Raw genomic sequence first — 15,448 nt, 5'->3', positions numbered from 1 at the left:
TACTACAACATGACTGAAAAGTACATACCCAATTTGATAAATTTTTAACGTACTTTTAGGCCCTAAAAAGATAATATTTCTTAAAAACGGAAGATGGCAGTACCGTATGCAGGAAGAGGATAGGAGAAGGAGTAGGGCTGTCCGTCGCATTCGCTTTTTGAGGATGAGAAGCAGGGGGCTTCCGCTGCCTTGTAAGCGCCGTGGTTGTCCAGAAGCAGGGTATACCTGCCGCGCTTGGGAACACCCACCCGGTAATCCGGTCTTTCCACCGGCGTAAAGCTGATAATGAACAGCAGGTTTTTCTTTCCTGTCTCATCCCTGCGGATAAAGCTGAAAATGCTCCTGTCGCCGTCGTTGGCATTAATCCACTGGAAGCCGTTCCAGTCATTGTCCTGGCGGTAAAGGGAGGGATACCTTTTGTACAGATGGAGCAGGTCCTTTACATAGCTCTGAAGCTCCCTGTGGTCATCCTCATCCGTGAGATACCAGTCCAGGGAAACCTTTTCATCCCATTCATGAAGCTGGCCGAAATCCTGTCCCATGAACAGGAGCTTCTTTCCCGGATGGCCCATCATAAAGGTGTAGCCGGCCTTCAGGTTGGAGAACTTGTCCCTGCCAAGGCCGGGCATCTTATTAATCATGGAGCATTTCAGATGCACTACTTCATCATGGGAAAGGACCAGGATATAGTTCTCGCTGGTAAAATAAGTGAGTCCGAAGGTCATGCGGTGGTGGTTATATTTGCGGAAATATGGGTCCAGCTTCATGTATTCCAGGAAATCGTGCATCCATCCCATGTTCCACTTGAAGGTAAAGCCCAGTCCGTCCTGTTCGGGATGCTCCGTCACCTTTGGCCATGCAGTGGATTCCTCGGCAATGACAAGGGCGCCGTGGTTGCGGCCCTGGACCACTGTGTTCAGGTGCTTAAAGAATTCAATGGCTTCCAGGTTCTGGTTGCCTCCGTTTTTGTTGGGAACCCACTGGCCTTCCTGGCGTCCGTAATCCAGGTACAGCATGGATGCAACTGCATCCACCCTGAGTCCGTCCACATGGTACTGTTCCACCCAGTAAAGCGCATTGCTGATGAGGAAATCCTTAACCTCATTCTTACCGTAATCAAACACCTTGGTGCCCCAGTCCGGGTGTTCCCCCTTTCTGGGATCCGCATACTCAAAGAGTGGTTCGCCGTCAAAATCAGCCAGGCCATGGGCATCCTTGGGGAAGTGGGCCGGAACCCAGTCCAGAATGACGCCTATGCCGTTTTTATGCAGGTAGTTTACAAAATACATGAATTCAGCCGGCGTGCCATAGCGGGAAGTGGGGGCAAAGTATCCTGTCACCTGATATCCCCAGGAGCCGTCAAATGGATGCTCTGCAATCCCCATCAGCTCCACATGGGTATACCCCATCTCCTTTACATAGGCTGCCAGCTCATGGGCTGCCTCTGTATATGTATAATATCCGTCCTTTTCCGGCCTGTCCCGTTTGCGCCAGGAACCCAGGTGCACCTCATAGATGCACATGGGCAGCTTCTGCACATCGGCTTTGGTCCGCTTCTCAATCCATGCGCTGTCCGTCCAGGAAAAGCCCTGGATATCAGCTGTGACAGAGGCTGTGCCGGGACGGTATTCCGCACTGAAGGCAAAGGGGTCCGCCTTATAGAGAATCTTGCCGGACTGGGTGGTGATGGCGAATTTGTAAAGCTCTCCCAGCTTCATGCCCGGACTGAAAATCTCCCAGATGCCGGATTCGGAGATTCGCTCCATGGCATTGGCCTCCGGATTCCAGTTGTTGAAGTCACCAACCAGATGGACCTCCTTTGCATGAGGGGCCCAGACAGCGAAGTAGATGCCCTCCTTTCCCTTGTATGTCCTGGGATGTGCTCCTAATTTCTGATAAATATCGTAATGTGTGCCGGCTCCGAACAGATAGCAGTCCAAATCAGATATAAAACCTGTGGAAGAAGCCTTTTTCTTTGAAGATGCTGCAGTGCGTTTTTTAGCTACCATATCAGTTCTCTCCCTTGACTTTCAGGACAGCTCCCCAGTTGCCCTTTAATTTTATGTGGACCTTCCCATCAGAAATGGGGAGGAGGTCTCCGGGTTCCAGAAGATTGACTGCTTCACCGGCCTGAATCGGAACAGGGATAACCAGTTCGGCCGGGTCATCGTCATTGTTTACCGCTGCAATGATGACAGAATCCTCACCATGCCTGGCAAATGCATACTGGCGGTTGGTCAGCAGCAGTTCCTGGTAGCGGCCTGTGTGCAGCGCCTCCTGCTGGTCGTGTATCTGTCCCAGCTGTGCAATCAGGTCCGTAAGCTCACAGTGCAGCTCACCTTCCTGGTCCATGGAGACAGCAGGACGCAGCGCTTCATCGCTGGTGTTGGTGCGTTTTCCTTCAATACCCCATTCGCCACCGTAATAGATGGATGGAATGCCGGGCAGTGTAAAGAGGCACAGGTATATGGGGAACAGGTGCTCCTTCAGTTTTAGTTTAGTGGCAATCCTGTCCTCGTCATGATTGTCCACAAAGGTGTAGAGCTGGCGTCCAATGGCCTCCAGCCTTCTTACGTTGTGGGCAATCTCAAAGAAGTTGTGGTCATTAAAGCCGGAGTAAAGGCTTTTGTGCAGTTCATAATTGGTGACGGAGTGAAGCATCTCACTGCATGCCCACCGGCTGTAATCCCCATGAATCACCTCGCCCATGAGCCAGAAATCTTCTTTCATGGTTTCTGTCTGGCTGCGCATTTCCTTCATGAAGTTAAAGTCCAGCACATTGGCACAGTCCAGGCGTATTCCGTCAATGTCAAATGTATCAATCCAGAACCGGATGACATCAAAGAGATAGGACCTTACATCCGGGTTGAAGAGGTTCAGGCAGGGCAGCTCAAAATGTCCCTGCCAGGCTTCGTATCCAAAGGAATCGCCGCAGGGGCTCTGCCAGTCAAAGTTAACACCCTTGTACCAGTCCCTGTAAGGGGAATCCCAGCGTTTTTCCTGTATATCCTTAAAGGCGAAAAATTCGCGTCCCGTGTGATTGAACACGCCGTCCACAACCACTTTGACGCCTGCCTGGTGGCATTGGTCCACAAATTTCCGGAAGGAATCATTATCTCCCAAACGCCGGTCCACCAGTTTATAATCCCTGGTATCGTATCCATGGCTGGTGGATTCAAAAAGCGGGCCTATGTAGATGGCGTTGCAGCCCAGGGACCGGATATGGGGTATCCACTTGTCTAATTCTTCAAAACGGTTGGTTACTTCGGTTACATCATTGTGTTTGGGGGCTCTCGTCATTCCCAGGGGATACATGTGATAAAACACACCCCGCTCATACCAGGTACTCATGTTGTTTTCCTCGCAATCTTTATGTAGTCATATTTTACAGCGCCCGGAGGGGGATAGTACGGTGAGTACTAATCCTCCTGGCTTTTAAATTTTCGCAGCAGGAACTGGTAGCGCAGCTGTGCCGCGTTCAGTTCGTAGATATAGCAGTCTATCAGGGTGGGGTCCACGGCCTGCTCAAAGTGGTTCCTGGCGGCATCGATGGCGCATTTGGTGCGCTCGATTTCCACGCGCAGGCGGATGAGCTCAGGTCTGGGACGCCGCGCCCTGGTCACGGTGGCCCTGGCGGCAGCTGTCTCCCTGACTGCTTTCATGATGTCAAACATATGCTTCATCTCCCAGATATTGATAGAAATAGTATATCTGGAAAACGGCATCTTATGCATGTGCGGTCAATGGAATTCAATTTTAATACAGGCTGTCAGTACAGGAATTCCTCCAGTCTGTAGCCCAGCTCCATCAGCCGCCGGTTGGATTCCCTGAGGGTAAGGTAGTAAAAATTGGCCGTTCCTTCCTGACGTACACCTACAATGCCCGCATCCTTTAATATTTTGAGATGATGGGAAATGGCCGGGCGGGAAAGACTGGTCCGCCTGGTGATTTCATTTACATTGAGGCCGTAGTGCTCGAACTGGATGGGACCCGGGTTCTGCCTGCTGTCAAGGGCTTCCTCTGTCAGTACCTCTATGATGGACAGACGCATCTCATCGCCCAGGGCAATGAACAGCGGCATACAGGCATGAAAACGTTTCTGTAATTCCTGGGCAGTTGTCATCTGCCGTTTCCTCCTTTGGTTTAAAAATTTGAACCAAATTTATTTTACCATGTATAGGATGGAAGGTCAAGGAAATCGGGGGTGAAATACATAAAATCCACTAAAATCCACCCTTGACATTTGCTGGAAAATCCTTCATAATGGAACAACATTCAACACAGTCTATTTCATGACAGTCTTATTTATTTCAATGGTTTTATTTACGTCAGCAGTATTTGCATTGCCTGGTTCAGGCAGAAATTTCCTCAGAAAGACAACCGGTTAAAGAGAGAGGGGGGAGTGTATTCAGTTTACATTGTTTTATGTCCTGTACACTGTATGGTATTCTGGCCTATTGCGCCCTTATGGATGTCAGGCATTACAGGATACCTAACAGGGCCCTGGCGGCCGCGGCCGCGGCAGGGCTGGCAGCTTCAGCAGGAGCCGGTATATACGGGGCGGGAGGTGCCGGCTTATGGGCGGGAGATACCGGCTTATGGGCGGGGAGTACCGGACTTTGGACAGCAGCGGTGATGATTGCAGCTTTTATGGTACGGATAATGCTGGCTGCGGCAGCCGGTTTCCCATTTTTCCTGTTTCGGATGGTTGGAGCCGGGGATATTAAGTTCATGGCTGTTATGGCGGGCTGTTTTGGCCTGGAACGGGGATTTTGGTCCATAGCAATTGGTTTGTGTCTGGGAGCTGTTCTGGCTCTTGGAAGGATGCTGCGGGATGGCGGCATCTGTCGGAGATTCTTGTATTTGACTGCCTATATCAGGCGTTTGATTCAGAGTAAAGAAATTGAGGCGTATTACTGTCCGGAGCGGGATGGGTATCAGTGCGTCATTCCATTGGGAGCATGCTTTTTTGCAGGGATGCTGATTACTGTGTTGTGGAAGGGATGAGTGTGGGGTGAACAGGTGCGTATGCACCGGACGGAAATGAGGTGAGAAACAAATATATGGTAAAGATTCTGGCAGTCTATGACGCCGACCCCGCCTTTGGGGAACGGCTTGCAGATTATGTGAACCAGAAAGAAAAGATTCCGTTTACGGCCATGGCATTTTCCAGCCTGGACAGGCTCAGGGAATATGGGGAGGAACATTCCATAGAAATATTGCTGGTAGACGAGTGTTCCAGAGCTTTGGTGGGTGATGTGAAGGCAGAGCAGGTCATGGTGCTGTGCGACGGGGAGCTGGTGGAAGGAATGGAGGCATTCCCCTCTATCTACAAGTACCAGTCCGGGGACTGTATTATGCGGGAGGTGCTGGCCTCCTACTGCAGCCGTCCGGTGGAGCCCACGCTGGCCCTTCTGGGGGCCAGGGCCCTGGTCATGGGGGTATATTCCCCTGTGAACCGGTGCTTTAAGTCCTCCCTGGCCCTGACAATAGGGCAGGTGGCGGCAAAGAAGGAGGCGGTGCTGTATCTGAACCTGGAGGATTATTCTGGTTTTTCCAGGCTGATAAACAGCGGGTACAAGGCCGGTTTATCGGATGTGCTGTATTTGTACCGGCAGGGAGGATATAACTGGATGAGGTTAAAGTCCATGATTAGCAATTGGGGAAATATGGATTACATACCGCCGGTGCGGTATGCGGAGGACTTAAGCCAGGTGTCGCCGGAGGATATGGCGCAGCTCATAGACAGGATTGCAAGAGAAAGCGGTTATGACAGGCTGGTAGTGGACGTGGGCCAGATGGGAAGGGGAGCCCTGCCTGTTCTCTCCATATGTGATGTGGTCTATATGCCGGTCAGGGAGGACTGCATCTCGGCCGCCAAGCTAGAGGAGTTTGAGGAGTACCTGGAGGAGGCGGACGATACAGGAGTCAGGGACAGGATTCAGAAGCTGAAGCTGCCCAGGCATACGGGAATCGGAAAGCGGGACGGCTATCTGGAGCAGCTGATATGGGGGGAGATGGGAGATTATGTGAGGCAGCTTTTAAATGGGAGACAGCCGGAACAGTAAGAGATGGAAAAGGAGCAGTGAGGAGGAGACGCAGGCCATGGAAGAGGGGAAGCGCACGGGAAAGAGAGACCGTGAAGGCGTCCGGTGGATCATTAGGGAGCGTATCATGGAAGAACTGCAGGAAAGGCACCATATGGATGATGGGGAACTGCTGGAAATGATTGACAGGGCTATAGAGGACACGGGACAGGAAATGTTTCTGCCGTTAAAAGAACGGCTCTGGCTGAGGGGCAGCCTCTTTGACAGCTTCCGCCGCCTGGATATCCTGCAGGAACTGATTGACGACAGCTCGGTATCGGAAATCATGGTAAATGGGGCGGGAAAGATATTTATGGAGAAAAACGGAAGGATGGAATTGTGGAACAGGAATTTTGAAAAACCAGAACAGCTGGAAGATATCATACAGCAGATTGTAAGCCGGGTCAACCGTGTGGTGAATGTATCGTCGCCCATGGTGGATGCCAGGCTGGAGGACGGTTCCAGGGTTCACGTGGTGCTTCCTCCGGTTGCCCTGGATGGTCCGGTTGTGACCATAAGGAAATTCCCGGACCCGATTACCATGGAAAAGCTCATTCGCTTCGGAGCCATAAGCGCGGAGGCAGCGGGTTTTCTGGAACAGCTGGTGGAGGATGGGTGCAACATGTTCATAAGCGGAGGAACCAATTCCGGGAAAACCACGTTTTTAAATGCATTGTCTTCCTTCATACCCTCCGGCGAGCGGGTGATTACCATTGAAGATTCTGCTGAACTGCAGATTACACAGGTTCCTAATCTGGTGCGTCTGGAGACAAGGAACGCCAATACGGAGGGGGAAGGGGAAATTACCATGAGCCAGCTGATTAGGGCAGCCCTGCGCATGAACCCCAACCGCATTGTGGTAGGTGAGGTAAGGGGAAGAGAGGCCCTGGACATGCTGCAGGCCATGAACACAGGCCATCCCGGCAGCCTTTCCACGGGGCATGGGAACAGCCCGCGGGACATGATAAGCAGGCTGGAAACCATGGTGCTGATGGCGGCGGACCTTCCGCTGGCAGCCATCAGAAACCAGATAGTGTCAGCGCTGGACATCATGGTTCATCTGGGACGGCTGAAAGATGGGAAGAGAAGGGTTATATCCATTATGAGAATAGGAGGTTTGCAGAATGGAGAGGTGGAACTGGAACCATTGTTTGAATACGACGGGAAGGAGGACCGGCTTCGTCAGAAACAGGCCTGGGCTTAGAAGGAACCTGGTCAGGCAGGATATTGCCAGGAGTAAACCGGAAAAGAGGGCGCCCAGAGCCCGGCCTCCTGACAGGGAGGACTATGGTGTATACCGGCTTACGGCCAGAGAGTGGCTGGTATACGGGGCCTGGGGAGTGGGGACCTGCGGGCTGGTAAGCTATGTATTTTACCGCAGTGCGGTGATGTTTCTGTTTCTGATGCCTTTTGGGGCCTGTTATCCTTTATACCGGAGAAAGGATTTGAAGAAGGAGAGGGCCAGGCGTCTGGAACTGCAGTTCAAAGAGGGAATACAGGTGCTTTCGTCCTTTCTCAGTGCAGGGTATTCATTGGAAAATGGACTTGTATTGAGCATAAAGGAGCTGGAAGTGCTGTATGGAAGAAGGGAGATGATTACAGAGGAGTTCCGGCTTTTGTCTGACGGAATCCGGATGAACCGTCCGGCAGAAGAGCTGTTCATGGATTTTGGCCATCGCAGCGGGCTGGAGGATGTGGACAATTTTGCCCAGGTTCTTTCTGCGGCGAAACGAAGCGGAGGCGAGCTGGTGGAAATCATCCGCCAGACAGCGGGAATCATCCGGGATAAGGTACAGGTAAAGGAGGAAATACACACCATGCTGGCCTCCAGGGTATTTGAACAGAAAATCATGAATCTGATACCGTTTCTGATTGTGCTCTACATTGACCTTACATCACCGGGATATTTCAGTGTGATGTACAGAACCTGGATGGGACGGGGGGTGATGACCATGTGTCTGGCTGCTTATGCGGGTGCGCTGGTCCTGGCCGGAAAGATACTGGATATTGAGGTGTGAAGGGCAGATGAGGCGGAGGATAAAAATGAGAAAACGGCCTGGGACAAAACTTTATGCCTGGATTGGGAAAAAACAGATGATATGCCTGGCAGCCGGCCTGTTTATGGGAGTGTCCGCCCACCTGTGGCAGCGGGCGGACAGTGCGCTTCTGGAAGGCAGCATTCTGCCCAGGGGAAGCTACGGACAGGGGGACAGGACATACAGCCTGATGGTGGAGGGCCTTGGGGAGAAGGATATGCCCGTTGATATGGTCCTGTCGGAACGGGTATATACCAAACAGGAGGCACGTAATGCGTACGAGGCTGTGATGGACCAGCTGCCGCAGCTTATTCTGGGAAATAATCCCACCCTTGAGGACGTAAGACAGAACCTGAACCTGCTTACATATCTGGAAGGCTACGGAATAAGACTCCGGTGGGAATCGGATGAACCGGAGCTGCTGGATTCCTTTGGCGAATTGCATGTAAAGGAGATAATGCAGAGGGGAATTGGGGAGCAGGGAATCCGGATTAACCTGCGTGTGCGCATGACAGAGGGAAACTGGCCGGAAGAATACGGACTGTCCGTATGCGTGAAGCCGCCGCTGCTGACAGAGGAGGAACAGAAGGAGACGGCATTTGCCGAGTTTTTGAGACAGGAGGATGAAAAACAGTCCTCCGCCGCTTATATGAAGCTTCCGTCAGAATATATGGGAAGGAGCCTGAAATACAGTCTGAGGGAAGAACCGGTTTTCCTTCATGTGATGGGATTGGGGGCAGCCGGAGCCATTTTATTCTTCTTCAGGGACCGGGCAGAGCAGCGGAACAGGGAAGAGGCGAGAAAGCGCCAGCTGGCGCTGGATTATCCGGAGGTATTGTCCAGGCTGACTATTTTTCTTGGGGCAGGCATGAGCATCCGGACGGCCTGGGATAAGATTGCACTGGAATATAACATGATGGCAGAACAGGGAAGGCGCAGGAAACGGCATGTATATGAAGAAATGTATGAAACCAGCTGCCAGATGAAGGGGGGAGTGCCGGAGGGAAAGGCGTTTGAGGAATTTGGACGGCGCTGCGCAATTCAGTCTTATATGAAGTTAGGCAGTCTGTTGGAGCAGAACCGCAAAAACGGTTCGAAGAATCTCAGGAATCTTCTGTGTGCGGAGACAGCAGATGCATTTGAACAGAGAAAGCACCAGGCCAGACGCCTGGGGGAGGAAGCGGGAACAAAACTGCTGCTTCCGCTGTTCATACTCCTGTCAGTGGTCATGGTTATGATAGCTGTCCCGGCGCTGATGGAATTCAAATAAAATACAAGGAGGAAGGCGATGGAGTTAGGAAAGGAATTAAGGGAATTCTGGGAGGATGAGCATGGGGTGGGGGTGATTGAGCTGGTGCTGGTATTGGTGGTGCTCATTGGCCTGGTCATTATATTTAAGAAGCAGATAACCACCCTGCTTCAGAATATATTTAAGGAGATAAACAGCCAGTCAAAAGAGGTGTATTAATGTGCAGAAAAGGTGAGATTACGGTATTTCTGGCAATGATACTGTTCAGTGTCTGCGCACTGCTGTGTGTGGTGGTGGAATCGGCCCGCACAGCAGGAGCCAGGTGCTATCTGCGGATGGCAGTAAATTCATCCGCAGATTCCCTTATGGCCCAGTATCACAGGGAACTGTGGGACCATTACCGGATATTGGGGCTTGAGTATGACAGGGCAGAGACACTGGAGCAGGAGTTCGGGGAATTTCTAAGGCCCTATATGGAAGCCGATAACTGGTATCCCATGAAGGCGGACCGGATTACGATAACAGATATAACAGGCCTTACCCAGGGGGATGGGAGGTATTTTGAGCAGGAAATACTGGATTACATGAAGTATGGGCTGATTGATGCGGATTGGGACGAGCTGGATGAAGCCGGCGCAGGAGAGCTGTTGTCGGCCTGGAAGGAGGGAAACAGCGTTAACCGCATATCAGAACTGTATTCCGCCCATTCCAGGGAAGCTGTAAAACTGGAAAAGGCCCTGGAGGCAATCAACAAAACACTTCTGACCCAGAAGGAACGGTGGGAACAGGGTAAAACATGCCTGGAACAGCTGGATGGAGGCGGGTTTATTTCCCAGGCCAATAAAATGATACGGGAGCTGGAACGGCTTCCGGGTCAGATAAAATCTTACGGAAAAAGAGCCGATGAGCTGTATGAAAAACTGGCCGGAAGCAGGGAACGGTTTTGGGAGGAAGCCGGCGCCCTGAGCGGGGATGTAAAGGCTGCCCTGGAGGATGAAATCAGCCAGTATGAGTCATATGCTGCCCGGGACGGACAGCGCCGAAAAGAGGTTGAAGCGCTGACAAATCTGAGCCAGGACCGGATTCAGTGGGTTGGGAATGTAATTGACATGGCGGAGGAGGTAATGGAGTATATCAGCAGCTGGGAGCCGGAGGATGAGGACGACGAATTAGATGAGGCGGCACTGTGGATGCCGGTAAGGGAACACTGGTCCCGGTACGGCATGCTCTCGCTGGGAGTGGAATTTGGAGTCCGGGATAAGGAAAAGGAAGGCTTTCTGGAACAGGTGGGCAACATGGCGGGAAAGGGAATGCTGGAGCTGGTATTGCCGGAAGGAACCGTTGTTTCAGGAACAGTCCTCAGGCTTTCCGGCACGCCGTCTGCACAAAGGAAGGCTGAAGGCGCAGGCGGGAAGGAAAAGGGTCAGGGGGATGGTTTTAAAAGCACCGGCTTTTTAACCGGGGTCAGTACGCTGGTGCAGCGTCTGGTGATAGGGGAATATGACATCCGTTTTTTTCAGGGGTTTGAACAGGAGATGCAGAAAGGGGAATTTTACCAGCTGGAGTATATCATTCATGGAAAGGACAGAGACAAGGATAATCTGAGCAATGTGGCCGCTCGCCTGACTGCTCTCAGGGAGGGACTGAACCTGGTGCATATCCTTTCAGATTCCGGCAAGCGCCAGGAGGCGCGGAGCCTGGCCCTGACCATAGTGGGGGGAACAGGGATACTGCCTCTTGTATCAGTGGTGGCGTTCTTTATCATGGCGGTATGGGCCCTTGCAGAGGCGCTGCTGGATGTAAGGCACCTGCTGGAGGGGAAAAGGGTACCGGTTTTTAAGACGGCATCTGACTGGAAATTGGATTTGGCCGGACTGTTGGAGATGGGGAAAGAGGGGAGCCTGATTGATAGGGAAGAAGGCGGAAATGGGAAAGGCATTGATTACAAAGGCTATCTGCGGATACTTATATTCGGCAGTTATGATACGGATTTGGTTTACCGGATGATGGATGTGATGCAGCTTGTGACAGCAGGTAAACAGCCGGGATTTTCTATGGAAAACTGTGCCTGCACAGTGGATGTGGAAGCGTTGGTCAGTGGAAAACATGTATTTTTTTCTAATGGATTGTGGAAAAGTCAGGGAAAGGAAGGTGGGTACACGTATGACACGCAAATGGCAGTAGCGGGAAGTTACCTGGAAGCCTATAAAGACCCGTAAAAGCCGATGGAAATGACAAGTACCGGTTTATCAGGAATAGGGAAAGGAGGTTCATGATGATGTCCTTTTTTCTGGTGCAGAATATAAAATTAAAATCGTATGGTCCAGATAGCAAAACAATAAATAATAAAACAACAAATAATAAAACAGCAGATAAAAATACAACCGCACCTCTCCAAGTACGTAGAAGCTGTCGCCTGCTCCATGAAAAAAGGGCATTATCATGGAGCTCCTGCCAGATGCAGGGAAGCCTTTCAGTAGAGGCGGCCCTCAGTCTGTCCCTTTTCCTGTTTTTGTGCTTCTGCCTCATCATGCCCATGAAGATGCTGGACCGTCAGAGACAGATTCAGGCTGTGATGGAATCCGTGGGAGAGGAACTGAGCCAGTATGCCTATGTGGAATACTGTTTCCGTACCGCGGGAGAAGGCAGAGCGGAAGTGGATGTGGGGAGGTGGGAGGATACGGATTCCTCTGTCCTGGCTGCAGCTTATGCTTCTGCCAGGATACTGGGAAGCGTTAACAGGGAGTGGATAGAGGCTGTATCGTTTGCAGGAACGGATATAGGAACGGACGAGATGGTCCATATAGTGATGAATTACAGGATGCGGCTTCCCTTTTCCGTATTGGGAATCAACAGTATTCCCGTGAAGCAGGTGTGCAGCCGCAGAATGTGGAATGGGTCGGATGGCGGACGTTTTGGAGGTGGAGACGGAAATGGTGGTGAAGAGGAGGATGAGACAGTATATATTGGTAAGAATTCCACCCGCTACCATCGCTTAAGGACCTGCCACTATCTTTATAATAATTTAAAGGCAGTGGATGTGAGGGGTGCGGGGGAGCTGCGGAATGAGTCAGGAGGAAGGTATTCGCCCTGCAGGACCTGCGGCTCAGGAAGCAGCGGTACGGTATACGTCATGCCCTATGGTACAAGCTATCATATGTCTAAGAGCTGCCGGTCCATTATTGCGTATGTTCAGGCAGTACCATTGCCGCAGGTGGAATATTTGGGGGAGTGTTCGTACTGCAGAGGAAAATAATATGGCTGCAGAAGAAAATAATATAGTTGCAGAGAAAAAAATATGGCTGCACAGAAAAATAGTATAAGGCCGGGGGTGCGTTTGGTTGGGGATACTGGGTGGTGATTGGATGGAGCAGCTTGCGGCAGGACATGAAGTGGCAGGAGTAATGCTGCGCTGCGGTTTTTTGCTGACACTGGTGGCCGGAGCATGGCAGGACATGAGAAACCGCAAAATAAAGGTCAGTCTGATTGCGATGTCCGGAACCGGAGGCGCTGTTTTACGCGTTCTGTATATTGTACTGGATACAGCTGTCACATATCAGGGAGGAGGACGCCAACAGCTATTTGGTTTGGCGATGGGACGGCTTATGGATACTGTCCTGGCAATGGCGGTAGGGGGAGGATTGCTTTTCCTTTCCCGGATGACGAAAGAGGCTGTGGGGAAAGGCGATGGATGGTTCTTCCTGGTATCGGGTATTTATCTGGGGGCAATGAAAAACCTGGCGCTATTGGCAGGCGGTTTGGGCACTTGTTTTTTACTGTCCACAGTTTTGATGCTTAAGGGAATCATACAGGGAACAGATATGGGGAAGCTGCGCATTCCTTTTCTTCCATTCCTGGTTCCCGCAGGAATCGGGGTGATGTTCATATGAAGGGAGAAACACTGAATGGGAGCCTTACAGTTGAGGCAGCATGGATTATGGCCATGGTATTGCTGTCCATATCGCTGATGCTCCAGCATGGGGGACGTATTCATGATGAAACCAAGGCTGCCATGGGCCTCCATGAGGCAGTGGAAAGGGGACGCCATGGAAGTGTGCAGGAACTGGAGTCTACCGTATCTGCTGCCCGGAATCATCTGGGCCGCCTGATGTCCTTTCCTGACTGCAGTCTGACAGTAAAGGAAAAAGGACGGAGGATATATGGAAAAGGCAGCGGTGGAACATGGGAAAAGGAGATTGATGCGGGGGTATTCCGCCCGGAGACATTCCTGCGCAGGATTACTTTAATTGAAGGGCTGGTCAGGGATGATGGAAATTAGCTACAGGAGGGAAGCAAAACGGAATTATCTGGTAGCAGGGCCGACAGGGAATGAACCTGGCTATGAGGCGGGATATGAAGCCAGAATGCTGGCCCACAATGAGATTCGGGGACTGCTGAGAATGTATATAACATATCAGGATGGACGTCCCTCATATTGCTATGACATTACATCCAGGCAGCCCCTAAGCCGGCTGCTGGATACCCGTTTTATAACCAGGGACGAGATATGCCAGCTGTTGATTCAGATTCATGGGGCATTAAACGGTATGGAAGAGTACCTTTTGGATGCTGGCGGGGTCCTGATGGAGCCGGAATATATTTATGTGGAACCGGAGCTGTTCCAGACCGGTTTGTGTCTGGTGCCCGGTGTTCAGGGGGATTTTCAGGACAAGCTGAGCCGGCTCCTGCAATATATTCTGAAAAGGATAAACCACAAAGACCGGGAGAGCGTAGTCCTGGCTTATGGACTATATCAGGAAAGCCTTAAAGAAAACTGCGGAATGGAGGATTTGCTGGGCCTGATTGCAGCAGAGCGGAGAAAGGGGAAAGACAGGGCGCTATTTAAGGAGACTCCGGAGGATTCTGCGGGGATGGGAGAATTCCGGGAGCAGGTGTGTTGGGAGAAGGTAGAGAAGGAGGAAAAGGGGACAGGCAGAGGACAGAAGGAACCGCAGGGGGAGGAGGCTGGCGGAGGGCGGAAGAAAACACAGGGGGAGGAAGCAGGCAGAGGACGGAAGGAGACGCGGGGGAAGGAGGCTGGCAGAGGACGGAAGGAGACCCAGGGGAAGGAGACTGGCAGAGGGCGGAAAGAAAGAGGCACCATGGAGCAGCATGGAACGCTGAATAGTGAACTGGATAAGAGTGCAGGCGGAAAACGTTTCATGCGCCAGATAATCCTATGGCTGGCAGCCGTGATATTCCCTCCATTGGCGCTGTGGCTGTTCAAAGGGAGGACAGCGGTCTTTGATAATTGGTTTCTGTTTGCGGCAATGGACGGAGGCCTATTGCTTGCGTTGCCGGCATTTAATATATGCAGGCTGTTGATTGCCTCAAGGGCTGTAAAGGGAAAAGAGACAGAATCAGGAGAAGAACAGGACCCGTGGAGAATTTTGTATGAGGATGAAGAGGAGGAAGACGGGGAGTTCGGTAATCAGCCGTTTCAGATATACCGGAATGAGGATGAGAATCAGGATGAAAATAAAAATTTACAAAATAAAACGGAAAGAAATACCGGTGAATGCTTTCAGACCGCCCTTTTATCAGAACGGCCGGCAGAAGGGGAGGACGTCCGGCGTTTATCTGCCCTGAATGGTTCGGATGAGGATATTACCATATCCTATTACCCCTTTGTAATTGGCAAGCATAAGGATTTGGCCGATTACGTACTCATGAAGGATACAGTGAGCCGTTTTCATATAAGATTAGATGAAGAGAATGGGCATTATAGTGTAACAGACCTTAATTCCACCAATGGTACCAGGGTCAGAGGCCGTCTGCTGGAGGCAAATGAGACAACACAGCTGGAGCCGGGGGACCAGATATTTATGGCCGACCATGGATATATGTTTCACTGACAGAACGGAGCGGCCCGGCATTCTCCTTCCACTTAAAAAATCCAATTGCAGGAGCATGGTCACAGAAATACTAAATAGCAAGAGGAGGGGCATAAAAAATAACTTTATTGCGTCAAAGCCACTTAACAAGTCCTTTAAAGTATGTTAAGATTATATATCATTGAGGATGTGAGGAATAAGGATGGTTACAGGCATAAACAGGAACAGGCCATATGTTAATAT

15 protein-coding genes are annotated in these 15,448 nt (G+C 51.2%); 11 read left to right on the top strand and 4 right to left on the bottom strand.

All coding sequences use genetic code 11. The features are described 5' to 3' along the window. Positions 1-80 precede the first annotated feature (80 nt). The 4 genes from glgB to I2H39_RS10975 all read right to left on the bottom strand — a co-directional run bounded on the left by glgB (position 81) and on the right by I2H39_RS10975 (position 4,123). Complete coding sequence (gene glgB, locus I2H39_RS10990; protein ID WP_195626452.1) at positions 81-2,009, bottom strand: 1,4-alpha-glucan branching protein GlgB; 1,929 nt, start codon at positions 2,007-2,009, stop codon at positions 81-83. A gap of 1 nt (position 2,010) precedes the next feature. Further along, complete coding sequence (locus I2H39_RS10985; protein ID WP_195626451.1) at positions 2,011-3,351, bottom strand: alpha-amylase family glycosyl hydrolase; 1,341 nt, start codon at positions 3,349-3,351, stop codon at positions 2,011-2,013. A gap of 68 nt (positions 3,352-3,419) precedes the next feature. Further along, entirely contained in the window at positions 3,420-3,674 is a 255-nt protein-coding gene (locus I2H39_RS10980) for a YaaL family protein (RefSeq protein ID WP_227147096.1), read from the bottom strand. 95 nt (positions 3,675-3,769) lie between these two features. After that, on the bottom strand, positions 3,770-4,123 hold the full coding sequence (locus tag I2H39_RS10975) for a metalloregulator ArsR/SmtB family transcription factor (protein ID WP_138311708.1): 354 nt from the start codon (positions 4,121-4,123) through the stop codon (positions 3,770-3,772). A 302-nt stretch (positions 4,124-4,425) separates the two neighbouring features. Between I2H39_RS10975 and I2H39_RS10970 the strand changes: the two genes are divergently transcribed. From I2H39_RS10970 to I2H39_RS10920, 11 genes are all read left to right on the top strand, one after another. Beyond that, positions 4,426-5,007 (top strand): prepilin peptidase, encoded by a 582-nt coding sequence (locus tag I2H39_RS10970; RefSeq protein ID WP_195626450.1) that lies wholly within the window; start codon positions 4,426-4,428, stop codon positions 5,005-5,007. Between the two features lie 41 nt (positions 5,008-5,048). Beyond that, on the top strand, positions 5,049-6,068 hold the full coding sequence (locus I2H39_RS10965) for a hypothetical protein (protein ID WP_330640696.1): 1,020 nt from the start codon (positions 5,049-5,051) through the stop codon (positions 6,066-6,068). Positions 6,069-6,174: 106 nt separating this feature from the next. Continuing rightward, positions 6,175-7,290: a CpaF family protein gene (locus tag I2H39_RS10960; RefSeq protein WP_347563910.1), complete on the top strand. Its 1,116-nt coding sequence runs from the start codon at positions 6,175-6,177 to the stop codon at positions 7,288-7,290. After that, complete coding sequence (locus tag I2H39_RS10955) at positions 7,238-8,104, top strand: type II secretion system F family protein (RefSeq protein ID WP_240305252.1); 867 nt, start codon at positions 7,238-7,240, stop codon at positions 8,102-8,104. Before I2H39_RS10960 ends, I2H39_RS10955 begins: the two co-directional genes overlap by 53 nt. Before the next feature lie 25 nt (positions 8,105-8,129). Then, complete coding sequence (locus I2H39_RS10950; RefSeq protein WP_330640698.1) at positions 8,130-9,392, top strand: hypothetical protein; 1,263 nt, start codon at positions 8,130-8,132, stop codon at positions 9,390-9,392. 18 nt (positions 9,393-9,410) lie between these two features. Continuing rightward, positions 9,411-9,590 (top strand): Flp1 family type IVb pilin, encoded by a 180-nt coding sequence (locus I2H39_RS10945; protein ID WP_178332173.1) that lies wholly within the window; start codon positions 9,411-9,413, stop codon positions 9,588-9,590. Continuing rightward, entirely contained in the window at positions 9,590-11,590 is a 2,001-nt protein-coding gene (locus tag I2H39_RS10940; protein WP_195626447.1) for a DUF5702 domain-containing protein, read from the top strand. The genes I2H39_RS10945 and I2H39_RS10940 overlap by 1 nt, the downstream gene beginning before the upstream one ends. A gap of 239 nt (positions 11,591-11,829) precedes the next feature. Beyond that, the gene (locus I2H39_RS10935) at positions 11,830-12,627 is read left to right on the top strand and encodes a hypothetical protein (protein WP_227147099.1); all 798 of its coding nucleotides are present in this window, start codon (positions 11,830-11,832) and stop codon (positions 12,625-12,627) included. A 109-nt stretch (positions 12,628-12,736) separates the two neighbouring features. Continuing rightward, entirely contained in the window at positions 12,737-13,261 is a 525-nt protein-coding gene (locus I2H39_RS10930; RefSeq protein ID WP_195626446.1) for a prepilin peptidase, read from the top strand. After that, complete coding sequence (locus I2H39_RS10925; protein ID WP_195626445.1) at positions 13,258-13,650, top strand: hypothetical protein; 393 nt, start codon at positions 13,258-13,260, stop codon at positions 13,648-13,650. Before I2H39_RS10930 ends, I2H39_RS10925 begins: the two co-directional genes overlap by 4 nt. Beyond that, positions 13,637-15,226, top strand: coding sequence for a DUF6382 domain-containing protein (locus I2H39_RS10920; RefSeq protein ID WP_227147102.1), 1,590 nt, complete (start codon positions 13,637-13,639; stop codon positions 15,224-15,226). The genes I2H39_RS10925 and I2H39_RS10920 overlap by 14 nt, the downstream gene beginning before the upstream one ends. Positions 15,227-15,448: the final 222 nt, after the last annotated feature.

It is taken from the genome of Clostridium sp. 1001283B150225_161107_B6, assembly GCF_015556325.1.
Lineage (GTDB): Bacteria > Bacillota > Clostridia > Lachnospirales > Lachnospiraceae > Enterocloster.
Note: the sequence above shows the minus strand (reverse complement) of the source record. Positions and strands in the feature narration are given on the sequence as shown.